The organism is Agromyces sp. C10, from assembly GCF_023217995.1.
Lineage (GTDB): Bacteria > Actinomycetota > Actinomycetes > Actinomycetales > Microbacteriaceae > Agromyces > Agromyces indicus.
Window position 1 is genome coordinate 130214 of sequence record NZ_JALPSX010000001.1, and the last position, 25599, is coordinate 155812.

Below are 25599 nucleotides of genomic sequence, written 5' to 3' on the forward strand. Positions count from 1 at the left end.
AGGCGACGGGCGTGCTGATCGCGAGGCTAGCACCGCGGCATCCGTTCGCCCAGACCCGCCGCGCTCGCATCACGCCGTCGGCAGCGCGTCGAGCAGCCGCGCCCGCAGGGCGTTCGCCCGTTCGGCGAAGCCGCGCTGCCGCCGCACGTACTCCGCCTTGCCCTCGGGCGTCTCGATGCGCACGGCCTCGCCGCCCCAGGGCGCCATGTCGTACGGCGACGCCTGCATGTCGAGGTGACGGATGTCGCGGGCGAGCTCGAACGCGTCGAGCAGCACCTCGCCCGGCGCGAGCGGGCCGAGCTTCACCGCCCACTTGTAGACGTCCATGTTGGCGTGCAGGCAGCCGGGCTGCTCGAGCTCGGGCTGCGTCTCGCGGGTCGGTGCGAAGCGGTTGCGGGGCACGGCATCCGGCGTGAAGAACCGGAACGCGTCGAAGTGCGTGCAGCGGATGTCGTGCGCCTCGACCACCTCGTCGGTGCCCCCCTGGCCGAGCCGCAGCGGCACCGGATGCCGGTGCTCGCCCTGCCGGTACACCATCGCCCACTCGTGCAGGCCGAAGCAGCCGAACTGGGCCGGCCGGGCGGCGGTGCGCCGCAGTATCCGCTCGACGACGCCGAGCATCGCGCCCTTCTCGCGCCGCATCGCCGCATGGTCGACGACGAGGCTGCCGGATGCCGCACCCCGGGCGTACCACCGCCACTCGGCGCGCGGCGAGCCCGCGGCATCCGCCAACTCGACCCCCGCACCCGGATGCCACCGGCGCAGCAGGCCGGGGGAGTAGGAGTAGTACGTGAAGAGGAAGTCCTCGATCGGGTGGGCCTCGCCGCGGAGGCGCCGTTCGCGGTGGGCCGCCGTGAGCGCGTCGGCGCGCTCGGCGTGCGCCTGCTCGCGCGCCAGCCACACGTCGGCCCCGAGCACCGCGACGGGTGCGCGGAGCGCGGTCGGCTGGGCTGGCGTGGTCACCCGACGAGGATAGGCGGTCGACCCGGGAGCGGCCCGGCCGTCACCGGCCCACGGACCAGCCGAGGACCGCGAGCTTCAGCGCGAGGAGGAACCCGCCCACGGTGAGCGGCGTGGTCTCCCGGTCGGGCGTGACGAGCGACTCGCGCCAGACCCGCTCGATCGGGTACCCGATCGACATGATCGCGCCCAGGACGCCGAGCACGCGTGCCGCGAGCACCGGCGGCTTCGGCGCGACGAGCAGCGCCACGCTCGCGGCGCCCTGCACCGCGAGCATCGCGGTCGGCGCCGAGAGCGACGTGCCCTCGATCCAGCGTCGCCGCCGCATCTCGTCGACCGACCTGATCCGCACGCCCGGGACATCCCCGGGCAGCCCCTCGCGATAGGCCTTGCGCAGCCCGAGGATGCCGAGCACCAGCTGCGCCACGCCGATCGCCCCCACGATCCGCATCATGCGCACATGGTGGCACCGGGTCGCGCGCGCGGCAAGCCCGGCGGCGGTGCCGGGCACGGCAACGGCGGATGCCGGTCAGCCGCCGGCCGCGGCGACCGCGATGCGGATGTCCTCGTCGAGCAGCTCGCCGTTCAGTCCCGCACCGGCCGCGTTGCCCGCCGCCATGGCCATCGGCACGGTCGCCCGCGCCGACACGACATTGCCCGCCGCCCAGACCCCCGGCACGCTCGTACGTCCGTCGTCGTCGACGAGCACCCAGTCGACGCCGTCATTGCGCAGGCGTCGCGCGCCGAGTTCGCGCAGCACGGCGTCGTTCGGTTGCGGGCGCGGCGCGACGAAGACGGCATCGAACTCGCGTTCGGTGCCGTCCTGGTAGCGGATGCCGCGGAGCCGGTCGTCGTCGTTCGACACGACCTCGGTGACGGCTCGGTCCTCGAGCTCGATGCCGCGCGCCGCGAGCCCCGCTCGCGCCGCCGGGGGAAGCACGAGCCCGGCCGCGTGGAACACCACCTGCGGCGACAGCTGCCGGAGGAGGTGCGCCTGGTGGGCGTTCGCCGCCGTGGTCGGAAGCACCGCGATCCGCCCGTCGCGTACCTCCCAACCGTCGCAGTACGGGCACGACACGACGCCCCGGCCCCAGTGCCGCGAGAGTCCCGGGACATCGGGCAGCCGGTCGGTGAGCCCGGTCGCCACGAGGATGCGCCGGGCGGTATGCCGGGCGCCCGATGCGAGCCGGATCTCGAAGGCGAGCGCTCCGCTGTCGAGCTGCGTCGCCGTCGCCACCTCGTCCGAGACGACGGCGACGCCGTCGTAGCGCTCGAGCTCGGCACGCCCCGCGGCGAGCAGGTCGAGCGGCGAGGAGTGATCGCGGCCCAGCACGCCGTGCATGTGCCCGGCGACCCGGTTCCGCGGCGCGCCGCCGTCGACCACGAGCACCCTGCGGCGCGAGCGCCCGAGCATGAGCGCGGCACTCAGCCCCGCGCTGCCGCCGCCGATGATGACGACATCCAGGTCCGTCGCGTCCATCCCATCACTCCGCTCGTGCCGCCGGGGTCGTCACTCTACCGGCCGCGACGCGGACCCCTCGCAGCCGCGGTGAGATGACGGGAACTGCTCTGCTCCGCCCGCCGGGCAGCGTTTCGCGTCATCTCGCCGCCGGCGGGCAGCGGTCAGTGGTAGCGGCCGGAGTAGGCGTTGAGGGCCGGCTGCCCGCCGAGGTGGGCGTAGAGCACGTTCGAGTCCTTCGGGATGTCGCCGCTCGACACGAGGTCGATGAGCCCGGCCATCGACTTGCCCTCGTACACCGGGTCGAGGATGACGCCCTCGAGGCGTCCGGTCAGGCGCATCGCTTCGTCGGTCGAGGCGACCGGGATGCCGTAGAGGTCGCCCGCCCAGCCCTCGAGGACCGTGATCTCGTCGTCGCGGAGGTCGCGTCCGACCCCGATGGTCTCGGCGGTGTTCCGCGCGATCCGGGCGACCTGGTCGCGCGTCTCGTCGATCTTCGCCGACGCGTCGATCCCGATGACCCGGCGCGGCCGCCCGCCGAAGTTGTGCTCGAGGTCGGCGAAGCCCGCGATCATGCCCGCGTGCGTCGACCCGGTGACCGAGCACACGACGATCGTGTCGAAGAAGACGCCGAGCTCGGCCTCCTGCGCGGCGACCTCGTGGGCCCAGTTCGCGAACCCCAGTCCGCCGAGCGGGTGGTCGGACGCGCCCGCCGGGATCGGGTACGGCGTGCCGCCGCCGGCTTCGACATCCGCGATCGCCTGCCTCCACGACTCGCGGAAGCCGATGCTGAAGCCCGCGGGCGACAGCCGCACGTCGGCGCCCATGAGCCGGGACAGCATGATGTTGCCGACGCGGTCGTTCACCGAGTCGGGCCAGTCGACCCAGTGCTCCTGCACGAGCACGGCCTTCATGCCGAGGTGCGCCGCGACGGCCGCCACCTGCCGGGTGTGGTTCGACTGCACGCCGCCGATGGAGACGAGCGTGTCGGCGCCCTTCGCGAGCGCGTCGGGTACGAGGTACTCGAGCTTGCGGGTCTTGTTGCCGCCGAAGGCGAGGCCGGAGTTCACGTCCTCTCGCTTCATCCAGACGCGGGCGCCGCCGAGGTGGGCGCTCAGGCGGTCGACCGGATGGATCGGGCTCGGCCCGAACGTCAGCCGGTGGCGGGGGAAGTCGGCGAGGGCCATGGTGCTCCTTCTGCGGGTGGGGTGGTGGCGGAGTCGGCCTCGTCGTCGAGGTGGAGGAGGCGGCCGAGCGTCGACCAGTTCTCGTGCGTCGCCCGGGCGGCGTCATCCGCTCGCCCCTCGGCGCACAGCGCGATGATGCGGTCGTGGTCGGCGACCGAGCCGCGGCCGGCGAGCGAGCCGAAGCGTGCGCGCTCGAGGCGCCGCAGAAGCGGGGTGACCTGTTCGAGCAGGCCGGGCAGCAGCGGATTCGCGCTCGCCTCGACGGCGACCGCGTGGAACGCGTCGTCGGCGGCGATGGCCGCGTCGACGTCGTCGGCGCCGAGCGCGGCCGCGAAGCGCGCGTTGGCGTTGCTCATCGCCTCGAGGTCGGTCCAGGTGAGCTGCGGCACCGCATCGCGCACGGCGAGTTCGTGCAGCGACGCCGCGATGCGCTGCGCGGCGAGGGCCGTGCGCGTGTCGAGCGGCGCGACGACGGTCTGCTTGGCGCGGCGGGTGTGCACGAGGCCGGCGAGTTCGAGGCGCGCGATGGCCTCGCGGATGGGGGTGCGGCTCACGCCGAGCCACTCCTCGAGCTCGGGGTCGCGCAGGCGCTCGCCCGGTGCGAGGTCGCCCGACACGATCGCGTCGCGCAGCTGCGCGTAGGCGTAGTCGCGCAGCGACTTCGGTCGCTCGGCGGGCGAGCGGGCGGGCAGTGGCATGCAATATATTGCAGCGGATGCCGCGGCATCCGTCAACTCTTCGGTGTCCCGGCGTCGGGGGTCGCGGCATGTCGGCGGGCGGGCGTACCGTGTGCGGCATCCGGAGCGTGGCATCCGCTCGACGGGCGCCGACGCTCGACGCAGACCTGGAGGAACCATGGCCAACCTCGTCGTGCACTTCGAGATCCACGCGACCGAGCCGCAGCGGCTCGTCGACTTCTACAGCGAGCTGCTCGGCTGGCGGTTCAGCCAGTACGGCGACACGCCCTACTGGCTGATCGACACCGGTGAGGGCGCCATCGGCAACACGTCCGGCACCGCCGGCATGGGCATCAACGGCGGACTCACGCGGCGCGAGGGGCCACGACCCGAGCCGGGCGCGGCGATCAACGGCTGCAACATCGTCGTCGGCGTCGACGGGAGCGTCGACGACCTCATGCGCCGCGGCATCGAGCTCGGCGCCACCGAGGCCATGCCCGCCGAGGACATGGAGGGCATCGGTCGCGGCGGCTACCTGCTCGACCCCGACGGCAACCTGTTCGGCATGCTGTCGCCCGTGCTCTCCGACGGCCGCACGATGATGACGTAGTACCCTACGGCGGGCGGAACCGCGGCGGGCGACCCGGCCGCCGCGGGAGGAACGAGTGACGACCAGCGACGCGCAGGGCGGGCAGTCCGCGGCATCCGCCGGCGGCGCCTCGGCGTCGGGAGCCCCGGCCTCGGTGAAGGTCGGCGTCGTCACGCTCGCCGCGATCGTCGTCGGGTCCATGGTCGGCGCGGGCGTGTTCTCGCTGCCGAGCCGCTTCGCCGAGCAGACCGGCGTCGTCGGCGCGCTCGTGGCGTGGGGCATCGCCGGGCTCGGCATGCTCACGCTCGCCATCGCGTTCCAGCGGCTCGCCGTCCGGCGGCCCGACCTCGACGCGGGCGTCTACGCCTACGCCAAGGAGGGCTTCGGGGAGCTGCTCGGCTTCTTCTCCGCGTTCGGCTACTGGGCGAGCGCATGCGTCGGCAACGTCACCTACTGGGTGCTGATCATGTCGACGGTCGGCGCGGTCGTGCCCGCGCTCGGCGACGGCGACACGGTGCTCGCGATCCTCGTCTCGTCGATCGGGCTGTGGGGGTTCTTCCTCCTCGTGCGGCGGGGCGTGCGCGAGGCGACCGCGCTGAACCGCATCGTCACGATCGCGAAGCTCGTGCCGATCCTCGTGTTCGTGCTGCTCGCCCTGTTCGTGTTCGACCCGGAGGTGTTCGCGGGCAACCTGTTCGGCAGCGGAGCGGCCGGCGGCGCGGCATCCGTCGACGGGGCCACCCTGTTCGAGCAGGTGCAGGGCACGATGCTCGTCACCGTGTTCGTGTTCCTCGGCGTCGAGGGGGCGAGCGTGTACTCGCGGCACGCCAGGCGGCGAGCGGATGTCGGCCGGGCCACCGTGTTCGGCTTCCTCGCCGTGTTCGCGGTGTTCGCGTCGGTCACGATCGTCTCGTACGGCGTGCTGCCCGCCGCCGAGCTCGCGTCGCTGCGCCAGCCGTCGATGGCGGGCGTGCTCGAGGCCGCGGTCGGCCCGTGGGGTGCGGTGCTCGTCAGCATCGGCCTGATCGTGTCGGTGCTCGGCGCCTACCTGGCGTGGACGCTCATGGCCGCCGAGGTCGTCTTCATGGCCGCCCGCGACGGCGACATGCCGCGGGCGCTCGCCCGGCAGAACGACCGCGACGTGCCGGTCGGGGCGCTCCTGGCCTCCACGGTGTTCGGGCAGGCGATCCTCGTCGTGGCGTACTTCTCGACCGACGCGTTCGACTTCGCGCTCGACATGACGAGCGCGCTGGCGCTCATCCCGTACCTGTTCGCGGCGGGGTTCATGCTGAAGATCGCCGTCGGCCGACGTGCGCCCGGCGCCCGAGGTCGGGCCGGCGACGTCGTGATCGGCGTGATCGCGACGGTGTACGTGGTGTTCCTGCTGCTGGGCGCGGGCCTGACGTACGTGCTCGTCTCGTTCATCGTGCAGGCGCCCGCGACGATCCTGTTCCTGCTCGCACGACGCGAGCAGGGGCGACGGATGCTGCGCCCCGGCGAGGCGGTCATCCTCGCGCTCGCCGTGGCGGCCGCCGTAGTGGGCGTGGTCGGCCTCGCCACCGGGTGGATCGTGCTCTGACGCGCGCGGCGTCGGCGTCCCGCTCCTCGCGGGGACGCGACACGCCGTCGGCGCGCGAGCACGCGCGGCGTGTCGGGGCCCCTCGAGGGAGTGGCGCAACCCGGTGCGCGTGTCGGCGGGCGGTGCGAGGATGAGCGCGTGCTGCTCGATGAGCTCGTCGCAACCGCGGAACGCGTCGCCGCCACCCGGTCGCGCCTGGCGAAGGTCGACGCGCTCGCCGAGGTGCTCGGCCGTCTCGATCCCGACGAGATCGCGCCCGCGGTCGGGTTCCTCGTGGGCAAGGCCCGACAGGGGCGGGTCGGCGTCGGGTGGCGGGGCCTCTCCGGGGCGATGGGCGAGCCGGCGGAGGCCGCGTCGCTGACGATCGCCGACCTCGACGCCGCACTCGACGAGCTCGCCGCGGCATCCGGTGCCGGCTCGACGGCCGCCCGAGCCGCCACGTTGCGCGACCTCGGCGCGCGAGCGACCGGCCGCGAACAGGACTTCATCACGCGGGTGCTCCTCGGCGAGGTGCGCACGGGCGCGCTCGAGGGCGTCGTGACCGACGCGATCGCGCGGGCCGCCGACCGGCCCGGCGAGGTCGTGCGCCGTGCGGCGATGCTCTCGGGCGACCTCGGCGAGACCGCCCGGCTCGCCCTCACCGGCGCGCCGGGCGAGCTCGAGTCGGTCGGGCTCGTCGTGGGCCGGCCCGTGCAACCGATGCTCGCGGCATCCGCCCCCACCGCGGCCGCGGCGATCGAGCAGGTCGGCGAGGCGTCGGTCGAGTACAAGCTCGACGGCGCGCGCATCCAGGTGCACCGCTCGGGCGACGAGGTGCGGGTGTTCACTCGCAACCTCGCCGACATCACGCACCGCGTGCCCGAGGTCGTCGAGGTCGCGCGCGGCCTGCCGGTGACCGACGTGATCCTCGACGGCGAGACGCTCTCGCTCGATGAGGACGGCGGGCCGCGGCCCTTCCAGGACACCATGGCGCGATTCGGCGCCGACGTCGCGCGCGAGGTGCTGCTGCATCCGTGGTTCTTCGACGTGCTGCACGTCGACGGGCGCGACCTGCTCGACGAACCCCTGTCGGCGCGGCTCGGCGAGCTCGAGCGCATCGCCGGGCCGCACCGCATTCCCGGCGAGGTGACCGCCGATCCCGAGTCCGCTGAACGCATCTCGCGCGAGGCGCTCGAGGCCGGACACGAGGGCGTGCTCGTGAAGGGCGTCGAGTCGCCCTATGCGGCCGGGCGGCGGGGCTCGAGCTGGATCAAGGTCAAGCCCGTGCACACGTACGACCTCGTCGTGCTCGGCGTCGAGTGGGGGTCGGGCCGCCGCACGGGGTGGCTGTCGAACCTGCACCTCGGCGCGCGCGACCCCGTGGGCGAGTTCGGCGAACCGGGCGGGTTCGTCATGGTCGGCAAGACCTTCAAGGGACTCACCGACGAGCTGCTGCGGTGGCAGACCGAGCACTTCGCGCAGCTCGAGACGCGGCGCACCGCGTCGACCGTGTTCGTCGAGCCGACCACGGTCGTCGAGATCGCGATCGACGGCGTGCAGCGCTCGACCCGCTACCCCGGCGGCGTGGCCCTGCGGTTCGCACGCGTCAAGCGTTACCGCGACGACAAGCCCGCGGCCGAGGCCGACACGATCCAGACGCTGCGCGGACTGCTGCGCGGCTGAAACGAGAGGAGCATCCGGATGGCAGACCGACCGGGACGAGTGCGCCAGCTGCGGCTCGTCGTCGAGGCCGACGACTTCGAGGCGGCGCTGCGCTTCTACCGCGACGTGCTGGGCATGCCCGAGTCCGAGGCGTACAGCGGCCCGGATGGCGCGGAGGTGGTGATCCTCGACGCCGGTCGCGCGACGCTCGAGCTCTCGAACCCGGCACAGGTGCGATTCATCGACCGCGTCGAGACCGACGGCGGCCGGAGCGATCACCTGCGGGTCGCGCTCGAGGTCGACGACGCGGCATCCGTGGCCGACGAGCTCGTCGAGGCCGGTGCCGACCTCGAGGCGTCCGCGCGCGAGACGCCGTGGCGGTCGGTCAACGCGCGGCTGCGCGGGCCGGCGGGCGTGCAGCTCACGATCTTCCAGGAGCTCGACTGAGCCGGCTCAGTCCTCCATCTGGATGCCGGTGACCGGCACGCCCGCGCGGTCGTAGACGAGCGCGACAGCGCCCTTCGGGAAGGCGATCGGCGGCTGCGCGAGCGTGAACGCGGCCGGGACCGTCCCGGTGTCGAAGAGCCGCTTCCCGCTGCCGAACGCGATGGGGTAGAGGTACAGGTTCAGCCGGTCGACGAGGTCGGCCGCGAGCAGCGACCGGGCGAGGTCGCCGCTGCCGATCACGTGAATCTCGTCGAACCGCTCCTTGAGCGCGGGCACCTCGGCCGCGACATCCGTCACCACCGTCGTGCCCGCCCACGACGGATCGGAGAGCGTGCGGGAGGCGACGAATTTCGGCACCCGGGCGAACTTCTCGCCGACCTGCGACTCGACGTGCTGCGGCCAGTAGTCGGCGAAGATGTCGTAGGTCCGGCGGCCGAGCAGCAGGGCGTCGAGGCGGTCGATGCCCGCGCCGATGACGGCGCCCGACTCGTCGTCGAGGTACGGCGCCTGCCACCCGCCGTACGCGAAGCCGCCCGACGGATCCTCCTCGGGGCCGCCCGGGGCCTGGTAGACCCCGTCGAGGGTGAGGAACAGGTCGACTGCGAGGATGCCCATGGTGCTCCCTTCCGCGCGTCACGCTAGCGAGCGCGCGGGCCGGCGTCGAGGGGTCCCGAATGCATGAGAATCCGTCCGATGCAGTCCCACGCGGGCCCTTCGGACGGATCCTCATGCATTCGCGACGCGACGAGGCCCGCGGTGCGCGTGCACCGCGGGCCCGTGGCATCCGTCGACGTCGTCAGCGGGCGGCGACCAGCCGCACGCCCGCGACGAGGAGCGGGGCGTAGCAGGCGAGCGCGACGAGCACGCCCACCGGACCGAGGCCGAACGCCGGGAGGACCCACGGCAGGAAGCCGAGCGGGGCGATCCACCACGACACGGCCTTCGCCCGGGCGAGCGCGAGCGAGAGCAGGCCCATGCCGAGCAGGCCGCCCGCCATCCCGGTGTACTGCCAGATCGCGACCGTCCACTCCTTGGCCGCGGTGTCCATCGTCACGGCGTCCTCGATCGGGAGGGTGTTGCCGGCGCTGACGAGGAACCAGTCCGAGAGCAGCAGACCCGACATCTGGATGGCGCCGAAGGCGAGGATGATCGCGGCGATGGGCAGGAAGACCCGGCCGCGGCCGGCGCGGATCAGGCCGAGCGAGGCGATCGCGCCGAACGCGAGGGCGACCCAGCCGTAGTGCAGCAGGTTCGCCGACCAGAGGCTGAGGGCGGGGTCGGCAGCGAGCGACTCGATGTAGCCGGCGGTGCCCGGTGCGGTCTGCTCGGGCGAGGTGAGCATGCCACCGGTGAACAGCAGCGGCGCGGCGATCAGGCCGAGGCCGCCGAGGCGCTGCAGACGGTTCGGGCGGACCGGGCCGAGGTCGGCCGAGGTGATGCGGGTCCGCTTCGAGCGGGCGGATGCCGCGGGCGCCGGGGCGTGGCTCGTGTCGGGGGCGGTGCCGGGGGCCGGCGCGGTCGTGGTGGCGGGTGAGAAGTCCATGGCGGTGCCTTTCGGAATCGGGATCGTGCGGTGATCCCAATCTCCGGGTCGGCCGACCCGGGCCCACAGGGTGCGCCGTCCCGCGGATGTCCCGAGTCGAGCCCGGGACATCCGGCGCCTCGGCGCTCAGGGGCGGCCGAGGCCGGCGTCGCGGGCCCGCACGATCGCCTCCGCGCGGTCGGCGACCTGCAGCTTCGCGAAGATGTTCGAGACGTTGTTCCGCACGGTCTTCGGCGACAGGAACAGCGCCTGGGCGATCTGCGGGTTCGACCGACCTGCGGCGAGCAGGTCGAGGATCTCGCGTTCGCGCGCGGTGAGCTGGGGGAACACCTCCGCCGCCGGGGCGCTCGCCGGCCCGGCCGCGAAGAACTCCATCACGCGCCGGGCGATCGCCGCGCCGAACACGAGCTCGCCGCGCGCGGCGGCGTCGATCGCCGAGCGGATCTCGTGCTGGCTCGCACCCTTCACGAGGTACCCGCGCGCGCCGGCGCGCATCGCGGCGAACACCGTCTCGTCGTCCTCCGACATCGTGAGCACGACGACGGCCAGGTGCGGATGCCGCGCGGCGATCTCCCGGGTCGCCGCGATGCCGTCGAGCTTCGGCATCTGCACGTCCATCACGACGACGTCCGCCTCGGAGGACTCGACGACCGCGAGCGCCTCCTCGCCGTCGGCGGCGGTCGCGACGACGTCGACGCCGTCCAGCGACTCGAGCAGCATGGCGAGGCCGTCGCGGTAGACGGGGTGGTCGTCGACGAGGATGACGCGGATGGGCTCGTCAGGCATCAGCGGGGGCCTCCAGGTGCTCGGGGGTGGTCGCGGGGCGCGCTGCACGGCGCGGGTCGTGGTCGGGGTCACGGCCGGGGCCCGGCTCGGTGTCGGCGCTCGGCTCGGCGACGGGCTGCGAGGCGAGGGGCAGCGCGGCCCGGATCTCGGTGCCGCCGCCATCGGCCGCGACGATCTCGAGCGTGCCGCCGAGCTCGTCCGCGCGCTCGCGCAGCGAACGCAGGCCCACGCCGGGCACGGCGTCGGCGGGGATGCCGGAGCCGTCGTCGCGCACGGTGAGGCGCAGCATCCGCTCGTCGTGTTCGAGGCGGACCTCGACGAGCGCGGCGCCCGAGTGGCGGCGCGCGTTGGTCAGCGCCTCCGAGACGATGCGGTAGGCGGCGACCTCGGCCGCGGGCGGCAGGTCGCTCAGCAGGTCGCCCTCGACGCAGACGACGAAGCCCGGCCCGGTGAGGCGGTCGGCCTGCTGCCGGAGGGCCCGGACCAGCCCGACGTCGTCGAGTGCGGGTGGGCGGAGGTCGTGGACGATCCGGCGGATCTCGTCGATCACCGCGGACTGGTCGTCGATGGCCGCGTCGACGAGCGCGAGCGACCGCGACGGATCTCGCCCGGCGAGGTTGCGGGCCGCCTCGAGCCGCAGCTTGACGCCGCCCAGCAGGGGCCCGAGCCCGTCGTGCAGGTCGCGGCGCAGCCGCGACCGCTCCTCCTCGCGAGCGACGACCAGTCGCTCGCGAATGGCCTGCAGCTCCCGGCCCAGCTCGGCGTTCCGGATCGCCGCCGCCGCGAGCCGGACGAGGTCGCCGAGCAGCCGACGGTCGCGCTCAGACCCCACCGGTCGCCGGCCCGGCTCCATCCGGATGCGCCCGATCACCTGCCCGCCGTGGTCGATCGGGATCTCGACGGGCCGCGCGGTCGGGGTGCCGTGCTCCGCGACGAGGGGCGCGGCATCCGTCGACGTGCCCGCGGGTCGATCGAGTTCGACCCGCACGTAGGGCGACGCGAACGCCTCGGCGACGGCCGACGCGAGGTCGTCGAGCTGCGCCCGCGCGTGGGGCGACCGATCGAGGCGGTCGCCGAGCGAGGAGACCACGGCGTACGGGTCGGCGCGGCGCCCGTTGACGAGCCGGTTCGCGAACGCGAACAACCGACCGCGCAGCGGCGCGTACGCGATCGTGACCGCGACGACCGCGAGCAGCATCGCCACCCGGTCGTCGATCGCGCTGCCCACGAGGAGGACGACCAGCACGTCGACCGCGACGATGGCGGCGATGAGCATCGCGTAGACGAGCGTCCACGACAGCAGTCGGTCGATCTCGTAGAGGCGGTAGCGCGTGACCGCGACGACCACCGCCGCGCTCATGAGCCCGATCGTGACCGCGAGCAGCACGTCGACGACGACGGTCGGCACGAGCGGGTAGATGAGCAGCGAGCCGACGAACACGACGCCCGACCACACCAGCCAGCGCAGCTGCGCCCGCTCCTCGGCGCTCGCGCGGGCGCGTCGACTGACGCAGACGACGAGTGAGAGCACGAGGCTCGCCGCGAGGCAGGGGAGGGCGGCGCCGAGGATCACCGACCACGCCGGGTCCGGGAGCGGGAGGTCGGTCGACCACGATCCGAACGCGTCGAGCATCGCCGCGCGCTCCGGCTCGTCGGCGACCAGCGCCGCGGCGGGCGCGAACAGGAACGCGAACGGCATGACGAGGGCCAGGCCGATCGCGACGACCGAGACGACCCGCCATGCGCCGCGGCGCAGCCGGCCGTCGGGGAACAGCACCAGCAGGAGCACGATCGGCAGGAGCAGCACCGACCCGAGCCGGGTGAAGAACCAGAAGGCCGGCGGCGCCCACCACGCGTCGCGGTCGGTGTACCAGGCGAGGTTGACGGCCGCCGAGGCGAGCCCGTCGACGACCCAGAGCGTGCCGAACCCGGTGAGCACGACCGCGATCGGATGCCACGGCAGCCGCCACAGCAGCAGCGCGCCGGGCACGAGCATCGCCACGCCCGGCAGCACGCCCGACCAGCCCGACGACATCGGCGGGTCCGGATGCTCGGGCAGCACCCGCAGGTCGATCGCGATCGCGGCGATCGCCGCCACCCCCGCCACGACGAGCGCGACGACGGTCGCGATGCGACTCGAGCGGAGCGTCATCCGCTCATCGTCGCAGCCGCCGTGTCCCGCTGTCACGGGACTCCTGTCCCGAGTCGGCGAGAACGGATGCCGCGGCCCGCGACGATCCGGCCACGCGGCATCCGCTCAGCCGCCCCGCCGTAGGCTGGAACCCATGCGCCTCGCCCTCATCCGCCACGGACAGACCGACTGGAACCTGAACGGGCTCATGCAGGGGCGCACCGACATCCCGCTGAACGACACGGGGCGTGCGCAGGCCGAGGCCGCCGCGGCGCTCCTCGACGCCGCCGAGTGGGACGTCGTCGTGAGCTCCACCCTCGGGCGCGCCCGCGAGACCGCCGACCTCCTCGCGCGCGGGCTCGGGCTCCCCGTCGCCGGTGCGTACGACGACCTCGTCGAGCAGGACTTCGGCGCCGCCGAGGGCACGCTCGTCGCCGAGATCGACGCCCGCTGGCCGGGCCGCGCCTTCCCGCGCAAGGAGGCCGACGAGCACGTCGGGCCCCGCGGCATCCGGGCGCTCGAGCGCATCGCCGACGAGCACGCCGGTGCGCGCGTGCTCGCCGTCGCGCACGGCACGCTCATCCGCCACGTGCTCGCCGAGATGAGCGGCCACGACGCCCGGCACTACCCGCGGCTCGACAACCTCGCCGTCTCCGAGGTGCGGCGAACGGATGCCGCGTGGCAGGTCGTGACCGTCGGCGGCACGCCGTTCGCCGAGGTGCGCGAGGCGCTCGACGCGGCCGCCGACCTGGTGCGGCTCGCCGGCTGAGGTTCCGCCCCGCCCGCCGGCGGGCGATACTGCTCGGGTGTCGACCATCGACGCCGGCCCCCGTTCGCGGCGCCCGGGAGGACCGGGACGCCTGAACCCGCGCGCCGTGGTGGCCGCGGCCGCCGCGGTGGTGCTGGTCGCGATCGCGGTCGTCGTGGCCGTCCTGCTCGCCCGGCATGAGTCGGAGTCCGGGGCGGCGGAGCGGCTCGCGCGGGCCGGTGCCGCGCATGCCGCCGCGGCGCGCGCGGTCGAGCGTGCACGTGACGGGGTGGACGACGCGCTCGATGCCGCGACGACCGCCGCCTCCATCGCCGCCGAGGTCGACGAGGTGCCCGTCGCGCACGTCGGACCCGAACCGGAGGCGTCGTTCGCCGGGGCCGTCGCCGAACTGGCGGCGCGGATCGACGCGGCCGAGGCGCTGCCGCACGTGGAGCCGGAGGTTCCGGCCGGTGCGCGCGAGGGTCAGGCGGAGTCGGCCGGCGACCTCGACGCGACGACCCGGCTCCTCGAGGCCGAGACCGCACGACTGGCCGAGCACGCGGCCGACCTCGGCGCGGCGGAGGACGGCCTCGCGACGGCCGTTGCGGACGTCGGCGCGACCGGCGCCGATCTGCTCGCCGCCGTCCCGGCGGCCGCGGGGGAGCTGGAGGCGGCGCACGAGTCGGCGCGGAACCTCGAGCGCCTCGCACTGCGCGAGGCGACCGCGATCGTCGAGGCCACCGCCTGGGACGCCGACGCGCCCGACGCCATCGCCCGGTACGTCGCCGCGGCCGAGGCGCTGATCGCGTCCCATGACGCCGAGGAGGCCGAGAAGGCGGGGCCGTTGTACGAGCGACGCAAGCAGGTCGAGGCCTTCGCGCGCGAGCTCTCCGGCGGCCTGCCGCTCGAGTTCGACTGGGAGACGATCGTGCTCGGCTACGGCACCGACGGAACGTACGCCGGGCGGGCGACCTGGGACGTCGCGGGCGGCGGCATCGCCTCCCTCACGTTCAGCCACAGCGTCGCGGAACTCTGGGACGCGCCGGGCGTGCGGGCGCTCGTCGCGCACGAGGTCGGCCACGCCATGACGGGCCGGTGCCTCGGCGAGATCGTGCCCGACGAGCTCGCGTACGGCGACGGCAACGAGGCGTGGGCGACGGCGTGGGCGATCAGCCGCGGGTACACCGGCGACGGGAGCGGCGAGTGGATCTACGGCCGCCCGGGTGACGACGTCATCGCGCTGGCGGCGCAGTGCCGGTGAGCCGCGGCGACGCGCGTCGGGCCCATCCAGTCAGCCCTCCGAGCGGACGTACAATCCGAAAATGGAGGCACCGGGAAGCACCACCCTGGTCGTCGTCGGCGAGGAGGCGACGACCGCGATCACGTCCCTCGCCGGCCTGCCGAACGTCGAGTCCGCGTCCTTCGCCGCGATGACGGATGCCACCGACGCGGAGGTCGTCACCTGGACCACGACGTCGCACGCACCGTACGTCGTCCACGACCGCGATCCACTCGGGCACGTGGCATCCGCGTGGGTCGAGTTCTACGACGAGCGGTCCACGCTCGGCGTGCTGGAACTCGAGATCGAGCAGCTCGTGCGGGCGGTCGATCGGCACGAGATCCGCGTGCCCGACTACTACGTCGTGCTGGAACCTGAGTCGATCCGCGGCACGTGGCTGCACTGGTGGCTCGGGGTGCTCGCGTCGGCGTCGCCCAACCGGGTGATCCCGTGGGCGCCGGGCGACGCGTCGCTCGCCGCCCTGATCCGGGGGCTGCCGACCGCGCGAGCTTGGCCCGACGTGCACGAGTGGCTGCCGGGCGTCGTCACGGCCGTGCCCGATCGGGTGGGCCTGGAGCCGCCGGCCTCCTGACCGTCAGGCCGAGCCCGCCGCCCGTGCGTAGCGCTCCGACAGCGTGCGCAGCAGCGGCCTGAGCTCATCGGGCGATTCGACGGCGAAGTCCATGCCGAGCATGCCGATGTACGCGCCGATGGTCTCGAGCGAGTCCGCGCCGGTGGCGAGCACCGACTCGCGGTCCGAGACGGCCTCCACCACGCCCACGGCCGGGTTGATGCGCGCGAGGACCTCGTCGGCCGGCGCCGCGATGCGCAGGCGGGCATGGACGTTCCATCCGCTCTCGGCGATCGCGCGCATGACGAACGCGGCATAGTCGCCGCCGGGCAGCGGCACGGGCGAGAACCGGCGGCGGGTCGGCATCCGCGGTTCGATCCGGTCGGCGCGGACGACGCCCCACTCGCCCGTCTCGGGATCACGGCCGACGAGGTACCAGCGGCGCTGCCGCCCCGGCGGCTGGGAGGTCGTCATGAACCTCGGCGCGGACCCGGTGCCGCTGCCCGACGGCGAGGTGCTCGTGGCGAGCGGCCCGCTCGCGGACGGCGCCCTCCCCGGCGAGACGACGGCCTGGCTGCGCCGCTGACCGAGCCCCGCGCGGAGTCCGGCCGGTCACCGACCCCGGGGGTCCGCGCGGCCTTGACGGCCGGGCCCGCGCGTGGTCGCATGGCCGGGTGGATGCCGCGCGGCCCGAGCTCATCTCCGACGACGCGCTCGACGACCTCGAGCGCGAGGCCATCGGGCGGGTGCGCGGCCGCGTGCTCGAGATCGGGGCGGGCGAAGGCGAGAACTTCGGCGCCTTCGACCAAGACGTCGAGTGGATCGGCCTCGAACCCGACGCCGGCCGCCGCGCCGAGCTCGCCGTCCGCGCGCGCGGGTGGGGCCACCGCAGCGAGGTGCTCGACGCGGTCGCCGAGCGCATCCCGCTGCCCGACGCCTCGGTCGACGCGGTCGTCGGCACGTACGTCCTCTGCTCGGTCGACGTCCAGGCCGCGGCGCTCGCCGAGGTGCGACGCGTCCTCCGCCCGGGCGGTCGCGTCGTGTTCGTCGACCACGTCGTCGCCCCGCCGCGCACCTTCAAGCGGGCGCTGCAGCGCGCGGTCACGCCGATCAGCGCGCGCTTCTGCCACAACTGCCACTGGGACCGGGACACGGGTCGGGCGCTCGCCGATGCCGGGTTCGCCGGCGACCACGTCCGCCTCGTGCGCGTGCCGTCGTTCCCGCTCGGGCCGACCCGCGTGCTCGTCTTCGGCGGGCACGTGACGGATGCCGCCGGCTCGTCCGCGACGGGGGAGCGCCCGTGACCGCGACCCCGCGCATCGTCGTGCTCACGGGCGCCGGGATCTCCGCGGAGTCCGGCGTCCCGACGTTCCGCGACGCGGACGGGCTCTGGGAGGGGCACCTCGTCGAGGACGTGGCCACGCCCGAGGCGTTCGAGCGCGACCCCGAGACCGTGCACCGGTTCTACGACGCGCGGCGGCGCGCCGTGGCATCCGTCGCCCCGAACCCGGCGCACGAGGCGCTCGCGCGGCTCGAGGCGGCGCTCGGCGACGACCTGCTGCTCGTCACCCAGAACGTCGACGACCTGCACGAGCGCGCGGGGTCGCGGCGCGTGCTGCACATGCACGGCGAACTCCGGCGGGCGCGCTGCCTGGCCTGCGAGCAGCGCTCCGAGGCGACGGGCGACCTCATCGACGAGCCCCCGTGCCCGGCGTGCGGCGAGCGGATGCTGCGCCCCGACGTGGTCTGGTTCGGCGAGATGCCCTACGGCCTCGACGAGATCGACGCGGCCCTCGTCGGCTGCGAGCGGTTCGTGGCGATCGGCACGTCGGGCGCCGTGCATCCGGCGGCGGGCTTCGTGCTCACGGCGGCCGCGTTCGGCGCGGCCACCCTCGAGCTCAACCTGGCCGTCAGCGAGATCACCGAGTTCTTCGACGAGACGCGTCTCGGTCGCGCGGGCGAGCTCGTGCCGCGCTGGGTCGACGAGGTGCTCGCAGGCGGGGCGCCGCGGCGCCGCGCCTGAGCCGGGGCAGCGTCGGCCGACGAGCGGATGCCGCGGGCCGCTCGTCTCGGCCCGCGGCATCCGCGGTCTCGCCCACCCCCGGTGCCCCCACCAGGGCCGACGCCGTGGACGGGGTTCCCGGTCCGATCCCCCGACGGGACCGGGACCCCGTCACCACCTACTTCCGACCGGACCGCCCGATCGGATGCACCCCGACGGAGATTTCCCGTCGAGCGCCGCGGATCAGGGCTCGTCGAGCATCCGCCGCGCCAGCATCGTCGCGCCCGCGACCGCGGCCGGCATGGTCGCGACGGCACCGAGCGGCACCAGGAAGCACAGCTGCGTGGCGACGCCGAAGCCGAGCAGGCGCCAGCGGTGCCGCCGGTACAGGGCGCGGCGGTCCGCGAAGGTGAGCCCGCGCGAGTCGAGCGCGCGCGCCGCGAGCTCGCGGGCGAGGATCCGGCCGGTGAGCACGGCGCCGAGCACCGCGGCCGCCACGCCGCCGACGACGGGGAGGAAGCCGACCGCGGCGACCGCCGCCGCGGAGACGAGGCCCTGCAGCATGAGGACGAGCCCGCCGCGCACGCCGCTCCAGAAGCTCGGGCCCTCGGCGGGCACCTCGCCGCCGACGTGCGATTCGACCCGCTTCCAGATCCGCTCGTAGAACGGGTCGCCGACGATGAGGGTGAGCGCCGTGAACGTCACGAACGCGAGCACGGCGGCCGCGGCGAAGACCACCACGGCGACGAGCGCGCGGAAGGCGTTGCGCCAGAACTCGTCCCAGCCGTCGGCGAACGGCGTGGCCCAGTCGACGAGGCCCGGCAGCCCGATGCCGAGCGCGACGAGGCCCCACACGAGCACGGCGAACACGATCGCGGCCGGCACGAGCCCGAGCAGCATCACCCCGGGGTCGACCCGCCAGAACCCGAAGCCGCGCAGCAGGGTGCGAGCGCCGTCGGCGAGATCCCTCAGCATCGGGCCAGCATAGGCGGGCCCGGGCGCGCGCCGCGGTGCGACGCGGTGTTGCGGGACCGTCACGCGCTCACAGCAGACGGCGATATCGTCGGAGGCATCCGTCACCGCCCGCAGGATGACGAACCCCGCCGCAGAAGGACCCCGCCCGGAAGATGACCGTGACCCAGACGAAGCCCTCACGTGCCGCCGAATGGTGGCGTGCGCAGCGGAAGCGGGTGCTGTGGGGCGCCGCCATCGCCCTCGTCGTGCTCGTCGTCGCCGTCGTCGTCGCGCGGCTGCTCCGCGGCCTGCCCGCGGTCGAGGCGTTCGTCGCCGAGTACCCGGGCATCGTGCCGTCGCCCGAGGGGGCTCCCGTCGGCATCCCCGCCTGGCTCGGGTGGCAGCACTTCCTCAACGCGTTCTTCCTCGTGCTGCTCGTGAAGACCGGCCTCGAGCTGCGCTCCAAGCGCCGCCCGCCCGGGTTCTGGACCCGCGACAACACGCGCTGGCCCCGCACCGCCCGGCCGCCGCGCCGCCTGGGCATCTGGCTCTGGTTCCACCTGTGGCTCGACGCGCTCTGGGTGCTCACCGGCGTGAGCTACGTCGTGCTGCTCTTCGCCACGGGGCAGTGGGTGCGCATCGTGCCCACCGACTGGGCGGTCGTGCCGAATGCGCTCTCGGCGGCGCTGCAGTACGCGTCGCTCGACTGGCCCGTCGAGGACTCGTGGGTCGTGTACAACTCGCTGCAGCAGCTGGCCTACTTCACCGTCGTCTTCATCGCCTCGCCGCTCGCGATCCTCACGGGCCTCCGGCTCTCGTCGGTGTGGCCCGTCGAGGGGCGCCTCGCGGCTCCCGCGGGCGAGCGGATGGCGCGTGCCGTCCACTACCCGGTCATGCTGTTCTTCCTCGCCTTCACGTTCGTGCACGTGGTGCTCGTCTTCACGACCGGCGCGCTGCGCAAGCTCAACCAGATGTACACCGCGCGCGACACCGACGACTGGCTGGGCTTCGGGGTGTTCGCGCTGTCGGTCGTGGTCATGGTGGTCGCCTGGGTCGTCGCGAAGCCGCCGCTGCTCAAGCGGATCGCCGCCGTATCCGGACGCGTCCAGGGCTGACCCGGCCTGCTTCGCTAGGCTCGCCTGATGAGCCGCACCCTCTGGATCGTCCTCGGCGTCATCGTCTCCGTCGCCATCGCCTGGTTCGTCGTCGACCTCGTCTTCAGCGTCGTCTGGTTCGTCGTGAAGCTCGCGATCGTGGCGGTGGTCGCGGTCGTGGTGTTCTTCGCGCTGCGGTCCTGGCTCGGCCGTTCCGGCGACCGACGCGAGGTCGAGCGCTGACCGGGACCCGACCCGCACTCGCATGATCCGCACGGTCGACGTCGCCCGACCCGACGGGCGCACCATCCGCGCCGTCGAGGCGGGATCGACCGCGCCCGACGCCCCGACGGTGGTGTGGCACCACGGGTCGCCGCACACTGGGGAGCCGGTGCCGCCGCTCGTCGCCGCGGCCGAGCGTCGCGGCATCCGTCTCATCACCTACGCCCGTCCCGGGTACGGGGCGTCGACGCCGCAGCCGGATCGCGACGTCGCCTCGGCCGCCGGAGACGTGGCCGCGATCGCCGATGCGGTGGGCGTCGACCGGTTCGCCGTGCTCGGCTACTCCGGCGGCGGACCGCACGCGCTCGCGTGCGCCGCGCTGCTGCCCGGTCGCGTCACCGCCGCAGCGACCCTGGCGGGGATCGCGCCGTACGTCGCCGCCGACGAGTGGTTCGCGGGCATGCACGCGCCCGCCGGCCTCCGGTCGGCGGCGACCTCGCGCGACGCGCGCCTGCGCCACGCCGAGCACGACGAGTTCGACCCCGGCCAGTTCGTCGACACCGACTGGGCCGCCCTCGAGGGGGAGTGGGCGGCGCTCGGGCAGGACGCGCAGCGCGCCGAGGCCGACGGGCCGGGCGGACTCGTCGACGACGACGTCGCCTTCACCCGGCCGTGGGGGTTCGACCTCGGCGACGTGCGCGTTCCCACCCTCCTCGTCCACGGCGAACGCGACCGCGTGGTGCCGCGGGCGCACGCCGTCCGCACGCTCGCAGCGCTGCCGGACGCCCGGCTCTGGATGCGGCTCGACGAGGGGCACGTCGCGGTGCTCGCGGTCGTTCCCGACGCGCTCGACTGGCTCGTCGAGCGGTCCGCCGGGGTCGCCGGCTGAGGCAACGCGACCGCGCGGTCTGCATGGTCGGCGCGGCGCGCGGTCAACGCGTCTTCGCGCCCGCCCACTCCACGAGCCGGTCCGCATCCCACGTGGTGATGATCCGCTCCGGCGGGATCCCCGCGGCCTCGGCGCGCGCGGCGCCGAGCGCGAGGAAGCCGAAGTGCCCCGGCGCGTGTCCGTCGCTGTCGATCGAGAACCGGCATCCGGCGTCGAGCGCCATCGCGATGAGCTCGTCGGGCGGATCCTCGCGTTCGGGGCGCGAGTTGATCTCGACGGCGACGTCGTACTCGGCGCACGTCGCGAACACGGCCTCGTGGTCGAACTCCGACTGGGGGCGCGTTCCGCGCGACCCCTTCACGAGGCGGCCGGTGCAGTGGCCGAGCACGTTCGTGTGCGGGTCGCGGATGGCTCGCAGCATCCGTTTCGTCATCTCGTCGCGCGGGGCGCGCAGCTTCGAGTGCACGCTCGCGACCACGATGTCCAGCCGCTCGAGCAGGTCGGGGCGCTGGTCGAGCGTGCCGTCCTCGAGGATGTCGACCTCGATGCCCGTGAGGATCCGCACGCCCAGGTCGCCGCGCGAGCGCGGATCGGGTTCGTCGCCCTCGCCGCGGCCCGACTCGCCGAGCCCGGCGTTCAGGGCGGCGACGATGTCGAGCTGCGACTCCAGTCGCTCGGGCGAGAGGCCGTTCGCCACGCGCAGGCTCGGCGAGTGGTCGGTGAGGGCGAAGTAGGCGAGCCCGGCGGATGCCGCGGCGCGGGCCATCGCGGCGATGCTGGTCGTGCCGTCCGACCAGTCCGAGTGGGCGTGCAGGTCGCCGCGCAGCTGCGCGCGCAGGCCCGTGGCGGACTGGGCGCCCGCCTTCTCGCGCAGGTCGGCGAGGTACGTCGGCACGCGGCCGTCGAGCGCGTCGACGATGACGCCGAAGCTCGAGTCGCCGATGCCCGGGGTCCGCTTCAGGCGTCCGTCGGCGGCGCGCGCCCGCAGCTCGTCCTCGGACCAGGGGCCGATCACCCCGGCCGCGCGCCGGAACGCCTTGGCCTTGAACGGCGACGCGAGCTGCACCTCGAGCAGCGTCGCGATCTCCTCGAGCGCCTGCACCGGGTCCATCGCCCCAGTCTGCCCCGGCTGGTCCCGGTGGTCGAGGGGCACCGCGCACCGTGACCACCTCGGGGCGCGGGGTCTCGATACGGCGCTGACGCGCCTACTCGACCAGCGGGGGCTCGGCGAAGGCGACCGCGCGGACGGGCGCGCCGTCGCCGCCGAGGCGCATCGGGAAGAACCCGATCCGCACGCGCGACGGCAGGTCGCCGAGGTTCGCGAGGTTCTCGACGATGAGCCCGTCGCCGCCGAGCACGACCTCGTGCACCGGGAAGGACGTCGTGCCCGCGGCATCCGTCGGATCGGGGCTCAGCGTGTCGACGGCGAGCACCCGCATGCCGCGGTCGACGAGCTCCTGCGCGGCATCGCGCGCGAGCGACGGATGCCGCAGAGCGCGCTCGGTGCCGAACCACCGCCACCACCCCGTGTCGATCACCACGATCGGAGGCAGCCGCTCGGGCAGCTCGCCCAGCCGGTCGAGCCCGTAGGTCTCGCTGTCGTCGACCGCGCCGTCGAGGTGCACGACGAGCGCCTCGCCCACGAGCTCCTCGAGCGCGACATCGGCCATCGTCCGTCCGCCCGCGACGGTGTGCGAGGGCGCGTCGACGTGCGTGCCCGTGTGGGAGCCGAGCTCGAGCGCGGTCACCTCGGCGCCGTCGCGCTCGAGCTCGAGCGCCGGCGCGAGGTGCACCCCGGGGTCGCCGGGGTACACCATCATGCCGTCGGCGATGGGGTGGCTGAGGTCGCGCATCGAGCCGGTCGTCACGCGTCGCGGGCGCCGCTGCGCGCCAGGTGGCGGCTCGGTTCGGCCGGGTGCGCCGACCGCTCGCGCAGCGACAGCACCAGGTAGAGCACGAACGTGAGCACGAAGCCCGGGATCGTCGCGCCGATCGGCGTGGGCCACACGTACGTCCAGAGGTACACCGCGACCGCGCCGATCGCCCACGCGGCGACCGCGAACCAGTTGACCCCCGCGAGGTACCAGTAGCGTCCGCCCTTGGCGTTCAGGATGTCGGGCGTGTAGGCGCCGCGCTTGACGATGTAGTAGTCGGCGATCATGATCGCGAAGACCGGCGCGAACAGGGCGCCGATCGTCACGAGGAACGTCGTGAACTGCTCGAGCAGCCCGAAGAAGGTCGCGCCGATGATCGAGATCAGGCCGAGGATCAGCGCCGCGGGCAGGAACTTCACGCGCGTGCCGGGGACCGCGTTGACGACCGTCGTGACCATGCCGTAGACGACCATCGTGTTCGTCGCCATGACCGAGGTGAAGATGACGACGGCGAGCGGCCAGCCGAACGGCTCGACGATGGTCACCGGGTCGAACGGGATCGCCTCGCCGCCGGAGAGGATGACGTACGAGATCGCGGTCGCGCCGAGCGACATGGCGATGATGGTCGACAGGCTGTAGCCGATGCCCGAGCCGATGATGCCCGCGCGGCTCGTCTTGGCGAACCGGTTGAAGTCGGCCGACAGGACGGTCCACGAGATCGCCGTCGCGATGACGACGTCGAGCACGAGGATCGGCGTGTACCCGATGGACTCGTCGACCGGGATCGACTGGAACTCGGCGGGCGTGAACGTCGTGAACGCGGTGATGAAGATGAACGCCATGATCGCGAGCATGATCGCGGCGAGCCACGGCTCGATGCGCGCGATGCCCTCGTGGCCGAAGATGGCGAGGATCACGACGATCGTCTGGCAGACGACCGCCCACAGGACGGGCATCGACACCCCGGTCACGGAGGCGACGATGAAGTCGAGCGCGATGCCGGCGAGCATCGCCTGCACCCAGCTCCAGCCCATGAGGATGATGACGTTCGCCGCGACGGGCACGAGGCTGCCGCGCGTGCCGAACGGCCCGCGCGTGAGCGCCATCGTCGGCAGCCCGGTGCGCGTGCCGATGTTGCCGACGGTGACGAGCACGACCGCGCCGACGAGCGTGCCGACGATGATGAGCAGGATCGCCAGGCCGTAGTCGATGCCCGGCACGAAGAGCGTGCCGGTGAGCAGCGTGGTGACGACGAGGTTCGCGGCGAGCCAGATGAGGCCGATGCGCACGAGCGAGAACTCGCCGCGCACCGGGCCGGCGTCATCCGAGTTGCGCTCGAGGCGCTGTTCGAGGCGGGTGTAGAGCGACATTGCTGTGTCTCCTCGGTGGTGGGTGGGGTTCAGGCGTCGTCGCCGGCGGATGCCGCGTCGGCGGGGTCGGGGGAGAGGTGCTCGTGCACGGCGATGAGGTCGCCCGTGGCATCCGTTCGGAACACGATGGTCTCGCGCTCTCGGTACGACTCGCGGCCGTCGCCGGTCTCGACGGTCGTCGCGACGGAGTGGGTGAAGACGGCGCCGCCGGGCAGGGGCTGCACGTGCCGATTCGTCGACTCGCACGACACGACGCGCCAGCCGCTCGCGACCCACTCGTCCCACAGCCGCTCGTAGGCGGCGCGGTCGTCGAGTCGGGCGGGCTCGGTGTGGAACACGAACGTGGCGTCGGGCGCGAACGTGGCGAAGTAGCGCGCCCCGTCGGTCGCGGCGAACGCGTCGACGATGGCGGATGCCGCGGCCTCGACCTCCTCGACGGACGGGGTTCGTGGTTCGGTCATGTCGCGGGCTCCTTCGCCTGGGGTCGTGGGTGGGGCGGTCTCGCTACGGGCGTCGCCCTACTCGACCACCGGAGTCGAGCGGGGCGCCATGGCGCTCAGCAGTTCGTACGCGACGTGGCTCGCCGCGACGCCCGTGAGCTGGGCGTGGTCGTAGGCCGGGGCGACCTCGACGATGTCGGCGCCGACGATGTTCCGGTCGGCGAGCGCGCGGAGCATGCGGAGCAGCTCGCGGCTCGTGAGCCCGCCGGCCTCGGGGGTGCCGGTGCCGGGCGCATGGGCGGGGTCGAGCACGTCGATGTCGATCGAGATGTACAGCGGCGCGTCGCCGATGCGGGCGCGGAGGCGATCGATGGCGCTCGCGACGCCGTGCTCCTCGAGGTACTCGCTCGTGATGATCGAGAACCCGAGGCGCTCGTCGTCCTCGAGGTCGCTCTTGGCGTAGAGCGGGCCGCGGATGCCGACGTGCATGCTCGCGGTGAGGTCGATGAGGCCCTCCTCGCTCGCGCGGCGGAAGGGGGTGCCGTGCGTGGTGGGAGCGCCGAAGTACGTGTCCCACGTGTCGAGGTGCGCGTCGAAGTGGAGCACGGCGACCGGCCCGTGCTGCGCGTGGACGGCGCGCAGCAGCGGCAGGGCGATGGTGTGGTCGCCGCCGATCGCGAGGAGCCGTCCGGCGTTCGACTGCAGCTCGCGGGCGCCGGCCTCGACCTGCCGCACGGCCTCGGCGATGTCGAACGGGTTCACGGCGATGTCGCCGGCGTCGGCGACCTGCTGGGCGCCGAAGGGGAACACGTCCTGTGCGGGGTTGTAGGGACGCAGCAGCCGGGAGGCCTCGCGCACGTGCGCCGGGCCGAACCGGGCACCCGGCCGGTAGCTCACGCCCGAGTCGAACGGCACGCCGACGATCGCGACATCCGCCCGCTCGACCTGGTCGAGTCGCGGCAGGCGTGCGAAGGTGGCGATGCCCGCGAATCGCGGTACGACGCTCGCGTCGACCGGTCCGATCGGGGTGGACTCCGGAGAGGGTTGCATATTGAGAAACTTCCAGTACTGTTGAGACAACTTGCTCACACGGTACGCCTCGACGCGACCACGCGTCAAGGGCCGACGGATGCCGCGGCGCCCACCCGCGCGAGAGG

General features: G+C 73.8%; 29 protein-coding genes. 13 read left to right on the plus strand and 16 right to left on the minus strand.

Annotated features, from left to right (window positions below; all coding sequences use genetic code 11):
- Positions 1–69: 69 nt before the first annotated feature.
- From M1L56_RS00670 to M1L56_RS00690, 5 genes are all read right to left on the minus strand, one after another.
- On the minus strand, positions 70–918 hold the full coding sequence (locus M1L56_RS00670) for a 3-methyladenine DNA glycosylase (protein ID WP_248597984.1): 849 nt from the start codon (positions 916–918) through the stop codon (positions 70–72).
- 85 nt (positions 919–1003) lie between these two features.
- Entirely contained in the window at positions 1004–1414 is a 411-nt protein-coding gene (locus M1L56_RS00675; RefSeq protein WP_248597739.1) for a hypothetical protein, read from the minus strand.
- 75 nt (positions 1415–1489) lie between these two features.
- Positions 1490–2440 carry an NAD(P)/FAD-dependent oxidoreductase gene (locus M1L56_RS00680; protein ID WP_248597740.1) on the minus strand — a complete coding sequence of 317 codons (951 nt, stop codon included), beginning with the start codon at positions 2438–2440 and terminating at the stop codon, positions 1490–1492.
- A gap of 143 nt (positions 2441–2583) precedes the next feature.
- A complete protein-coding gene (locus M1L56_RS00685; protein ID WP_248597741.1) occupies positions 2584–3606 on the minus strand; it encodes a 1-aminocyclopropane-1-carboxylate deaminase in 1023 nt (340 codons plus the stop codon).
- A complete protein-coding gene (locus tag M1L56_RS00690) occupies positions 3573–4304 on the minus strand; it encodes a GntR family transcriptional regulator (protein ID WP_067946365.1) in 732 nt (243 codons plus the stop codon). The genes M1L56_RS00685 and M1L56_RS00690 overlap by 34 nt, the downstream gene beginning before the upstream one ends.
- Positions 4305–4461: 157 nt before the next feature.
- Here M1L56_RS00690 and M1L56_RS00695 point away from each other — a divergent pair, with 157 nt between their 5' ends.
- The 4 genes from M1L56_RS00695 (at position 4462) to M1L56_RS00710 (ending at position 8539) form a co-directional block, all read left to right on the plus strand.
- Positions 4462–4893, plus strand: coding sequence for a VOC family protein (locus M1L56_RS00695; RefSeq protein ID WP_248597742.1), 432 nt, complete (start codon positions 4462–4464; stop codon positions 4891–4893).
- A 55-nt stretch (positions 4894–4948) separates the two neighbouring features.
- Positions 4949–6451 (plus strand): basic amino acid/polyamine antiporter, encoded by a 1503-nt coding sequence (locus M1L56_RS00700; protein ID WP_374255501.1) that lies wholly within the window; start codon positions 4949–4951, stop codon positions 6449–6451.
- A gap of 138 nt (positions 6452–6589) precedes the next feature.
- The gene (locus M1L56_RS00705; protein WP_248597743.1) at positions 6590–8113 is read left to right on the plus strand and encodes an ATP-dependent DNA ligase; all 1524 of its coding nucleotides are present in this window, start codon (positions 6590–6592) and stop codon (positions 8111–8113) included.
- Positions 8114–8131: 18 nt separating this feature from the next.
- A complete protein-coding gene (locus tag M1L56_RS00710) occupies positions 8132–8539 on the plus strand; it encodes a VOC family protein (RefSeq protein ID WP_248597744.1) in 408 nt (135 codons plus the stop codon).
- 6 nt (positions 8540–8545) lie between these two features.
- On the opposite strand, the gene M1L56_RS00715 is transcribed toward M1L56_RS00710, so the two are convergent.
- The 4 genes from M1L56_RS00715 to M1L56_RS00730 form a co-directional block, all read right to left on the minus strand.
- Positions 8546–9154, minus strand: coding sequence for a dihydrofolate reductase family protein (locus M1L56_RS00715; protein ID WP_248597745.1), 609 nt, complete (start codon positions 9152–9154; stop codon positions 8546–8548).
- Between the two features lie 181 nt (positions 9155–9335).
- Entirely contained in the window at positions 9336–10082 is a 747-nt protein-coding gene (locus M1L56_RS00720) for a hypothetical protein (protein WP_248597746.1), read from the minus strand.
- 126 nt (positions 10083–10208) lie between these two features.
- Positions 10209–10868, minus strand: a complete 660-nt coding sequence (locus tag M1L56_RS00725) for a response regulator transcription factor (protein WP_197466947.1) — start codon at positions 10866–10868, stop codon at positions 10209–10211.
- A complete protein-coding gene (locus M1L56_RS00730) occupies positions 10861–13020 on the minus strand; it encodes a sensor histidine kinase (protein ID WP_248597747.1) in 2160 nt (719 codons plus the stop codon). The genes M1L56_RS00725 and M1L56_RS00730 overlap by 8 nt, the downstream gene beginning before the upstream one ends.
- Before the next feature lie 133 nt (positions 13021–13153).
- Here M1L56_RS00730 and M1L56_RS00735 point away from each other — a divergent pair, with 133 nt between their 5' ends.
- The 3 genes from M1L56_RS00735 (at position 13154) to M1L56_RS00745 (ending at position 15618) form a co-directional block, all read left to right on the plus strand.
- Positions 13154–13768: a histidine phosphatase family protein gene (locus M1L56_RS00735; RefSeq protein ID WP_067946378.1), complete on the plus strand. Its 615-nt coding sequence runs from the start codon at positions 13154–13156 to the stop codon at positions 13766–13768.
- 37 nt (positions 13769–13805) lie between these two features.
- A complete protein-coding gene (locus M1L56_RS00740) occupies positions 13806–15008 on the plus strand; it encodes a hypothetical protein (protein ID WP_248597748.1) in 1203 nt (400 codons plus the stop codon).
- Between the two features lie 61 nt (positions 15009–15069).
- Positions 15070–15618, plus strand: a complete 549-nt coding sequence (locus tag M1L56_RS00745) for a hypothetical protein (RefSeq protein ID WP_067946382.1) — start codon at positions 15070–15072, stop codon at positions 15616–15618.
- A 3-nt stretch (positions 15619–15621) separates the two neighbouring features.
- Here M1L56_RS00745 and M1L56_RS00750 read toward each other — a convergent pair whose 3' ends face one another.
- A complete protein-coding gene (locus M1L56_RS00750) occupies positions 15622–16071 on the minus strand; it encodes a WYL domain-containing protein (protein WP_248597749.1) in 450 nt (149 codons plus the stop codon).
- Between M1L56_RS00750 and M1L56_RS16185 the strand changes: the two genes are divergently transcribed.
- The 3 genes from M1L56_RS16185 (at position 16070) to M1L56_RS00760 (ending at position 17620) form a co-directional block, all read left to right on the plus strand.
- Complete coding sequence (locus tag M1L56_RS16185) at positions 16070–16183, plus strand: hypothetical protein (protein WP_374255508.1); 114 nt, start codon at positions 16070–16072, stop codon at positions 16181–16183. The genes M1L56_RS00750 and M1L56_RS16185 overlap by 2 nt on opposite strands.
- Before the next feature lie 88 nt (positions 16184–16271).
- Positions 16272–16901 (plus strand): class I SAM-dependent methyltransferase, encoded by a 630-nt coding sequence (locus M1L56_RS00755; RefSeq protein WP_248597750.1) that lies wholly within the window; start codon positions 16272–16274, stop codon positions 16899–16901.
- Positions 16898–17620: an NAD-dependent deacylase gene (locus M1L56_RS00760; RefSeq protein ID WP_248597751.1), complete on the plus strand. Its 723-nt coding sequence runs from the start codon at positions 16898–16900 to the stop codon at positions 17618–17620. Before M1L56_RS00755 ends, M1L56_RS00760 begins: the two co-directional genes overlap by 4 nt.
- 222 nt (positions 17621–17842) lie before the next feature.
- Here M1L56_RS00760 and M1L56_RS00765 read toward each other — a convergent pair whose 3' ends face one another.
- Positions 17843–18574, minus strand: coding sequence for an EI24 domain-containing protein (locus M1L56_RS00765; protein ID WP_248597752.1), 732 nt, complete (start codon positions 18572–18574; stop codon positions 17843–17845).
- A gap of 152 nt (positions 18575–18726) precedes the next feature.
- Here M1L56_RS00765 and M1L56_RS00770 point away from each other — a divergent pair, with 152 nt between their 5' ends.
- From M1L56_RS00770 to M1L56_RS00780, 3 genes are read left to right on the plus strand one after another with little or no spacing between them, the layout of a single operon-like run.
- Positions 18727–19668, plus strand: a complete 942-nt coding sequence (locus M1L56_RS00770; RefSeq protein WP_374255512.1) for a cytochrome b/b6 domain-containing protein — start codon at positions 18727–18729, stop codon at positions 19666–19668.
- Between the two features lie 27 nt (positions 19669–19695).
- Complete coding sequence (locus M1L56_RS00775) at positions 19696–19890, plus strand: hypothetical protein (RefSeq protein WP_248597754.1); 195 nt, start codon at positions 19696–19698, stop codon at positions 19888–19890.
- 22 nt (positions 19891–19912) lie between these two features.
- On the plus strand, positions 19913–20758 hold the full coding sequence (locus tag M1L56_RS00780) for an alpha/beta fold hydrolase (protein ID WP_248597755.1): 846 nt from the start codon (positions 19913–19915) through the stop codon (positions 20756–20758).
- 43 nt (positions 20759–20801) lie between these two features.
- On the opposite strand, the gene M1L56_RS00785 is transcribed toward M1L56_RS00780, so the two are convergent.
- The 5 genes from M1L56_RS00785 to speB form a co-directional block, all read right to left on the minus strand.
- Positions 20802–21869 carry a PHP domain-containing protein gene (locus tag M1L56_RS00785; protein ID WP_248597756.1) on the minus strand — a complete coding sequence of 356 codons (1068 nt, stop codon included), beginning with the start codon at positions 21867–21869 and terminating at the stop codon, positions 20802–20804.
- Positions 21870–21963: 94 nt separating this feature from the next.
- Complete coding sequence (locus tag M1L56_RS00790) at positions 21964–22611, minus strand: cyclase family protein (RefSeq protein WP_248597757.1); 648 nt, start codon at positions 22609–22611, stop codon at positions 21964–21966.
- An 11-nt stretch (positions 22612–22622) separates the two neighbouring features.
- Complete coding sequence (locus M1L56_RS00795; protein ID WP_067946411.1) at positions 22623–24002, minus strand: cytosine permease; 1380 nt, start codon at positions 24000–24002, stop codon at positions 22623–22625.
- 29 nt (positions 24003–24031) lie between these two features.
- Entirely contained in the window at positions 24032–24463 is a 432-nt protein-coding gene (locus M1L56_RS00800) for a nuclear transport factor 2 family protein (protein ID WP_248597758.1), read from the minus strand.
- A 57-nt stretch (positions 24464–24520) separates the two neighbouring features.
- Positions 24521–25492 carry an agmatinase gene (speB, locus tag M1L56_RS00805; RefSeq protein ID WP_248597759.1) on the minus strand — a complete coding sequence of 324 codons (972 nt, stop codon included), beginning with the start codon at positions 25490–25492 and terminating at the stop codon, positions 24521–24523.
- Positions 25493–25599 lie beyond the last annotated feature (107 nt).

Coding starts and splice junctions, on each gene's coding strand:
- M1L56_RS00675 (WP_248597739.1), bottom strand. CDS start 1,414: ATGATGCGGATCGTGGGGGCGATCGGCGTGGCGCAGCTGGTGCTCGGC.
- M1L56_RS00680 (WP_248597740.1), bottom strand. CDS start 2,440: ATGGACGCGACGGACCTGGATGTCGTCATCATCGGCGGCGGCAGCGCG.
- M1L56_RS00685 (WP_248597741.1), bottom strand. CDS start 3,606: ATGGCCCTCGCCGACTTCCCCCGCCACCGGCTGACGTTCGGGCCGAGC.
- M1L56_RS00690 (WP_067946365.1), bottom strand. CDS start 4,304: ATGCCACTGCCCGCCCGCTCGCCCGCCGAGCGACCGAAGTCGCTGCGC.
- M1L56_RS00695 (WP_248597742.1), top strand. CDS start 4,462: ATGGCCAACCTCGTCGTGCACTTCGAGATCCACGCGACCGAGCCGCAG.
- M1L56_RS00710 (WP_248597744.1), top strand. CDS start 8,132: ATGGCAGACCGACCGGGACGAGTGCGCCAGCTGCGGCTCGTCGTCGAG.
- M1L56_RS00715 (WP_248597745.1), bottom strand. CDS start 9,154: ATGGGCATCCTCGCAGTCGACCTGTTCCTCACCCTCGACGGGGTCTAC.
- M1L56_RS00720 (WP_248597746.1), bottom strand. CDS start 10,082: ATGGACTTCTCACCCGCCACCACGACCGCGCCGGCCCCCGGCACCGCC.
- M1L56_RS00725 (WP_197466947.1), bottom strand. CDS start 10,868: ATGCCTGACGAGCCCATCCGCGTCATCCTCGTCGACGACCACCCCGTC.
- M1L56_RS00730 (WP_248597747.1), bottom strand. CDS start 13,020: ATGACGCTCCGCTCGAGTCGCATCGCGACCGTCGTCGCGCTCGTCGTG.
- M1L56_RS00735 (WP_067946378.1), top strand. CDS start 13,154: ATGCGCCTCGCCCTCATCCGCCACGGACAGACCGACTGGAACCTGAAC.
- M1L56_RS00745 (WP_067946382.1), top strand. CDS start 15,070: ATGGAGGCACCGGGAAGCACCACCCTGGTCGTCGTCGGCGAGGAGGCG.
- M1L56_RS16185 (WP_374255508.1), top strand. CDS start 16,070: ATGAACCTCGGCGCGGACCCGGTGCCGCTGCCCGACGGCGAGGTGCTC.
- M1L56_RS00750 (WP_248597749.1), bottom strand. CDS start 16,071: ATGACGACCTCCCAGCCGCCGGGGCGGCAGCGCCGCTGGTACCTCGTC.
- M1L56_RS00765 (WP_248597752.1), bottom strand. CDS start 18,574: ATGCTGAGGGATCTCGCCGACGGCGCTCGCACCCTGCTGCGCGGCTTC.
- M1L56_RS00770 (WP_374255512.1), top strand. CDS start 18,727: ATGACCGTGACCCAGACGAAGCCCTCACGTGCCGCCGAATGGTGGCGT.
- M1L56_RS00775 (WP_248597754.1), top strand. CDS start 19,696: ATGAGCCGCACCCTCTGGATCGTCCTCGGCGTCATCGTCTCCGTCGCC.
- M1L56_RS00780 (WP_248597755.1), top strand. CDS start 19,913: ATGATCCGCACGGTCGACGTCGCCCGACCCGACGGGCGCACCATCCGC.
- M1L56_RS00785 (WP_248597756.1), bottom strand. CDS start 21,869: ATGGACCCGGTGCAGGCGCTCGAGGAGATCGCGACGCTGCTCGAGGTG.
- M1L56_RS00790 (WP_248597757.1), bottom strand. CDS start 22,611: ATGCGCGACCTCAGCCACCCCATCGCCGACGGCATGATGGTGTACCCC.
- M1L56_RS00795 (WP_067946411.1), bottom strand. CDS start 24,002: ATGTCGCTCTACACCCGCCTCGAACAGCGCCTCGAGCGCAACTCGGAT.
- M1L56_RS00800 (WP_248597758.1), bottom strand. CDS start 24,463: ATGACCGAACCACGAACCCCGTCCGTCGAGGAGGTCGAGGCCGCGGCA.
- speB (WP_248597759.1), bottom strand. CDS start 25,492: ATGCAACCCTCTCCGGAGTCCACCCCGATCGGACCGGTCGACGCGAGC.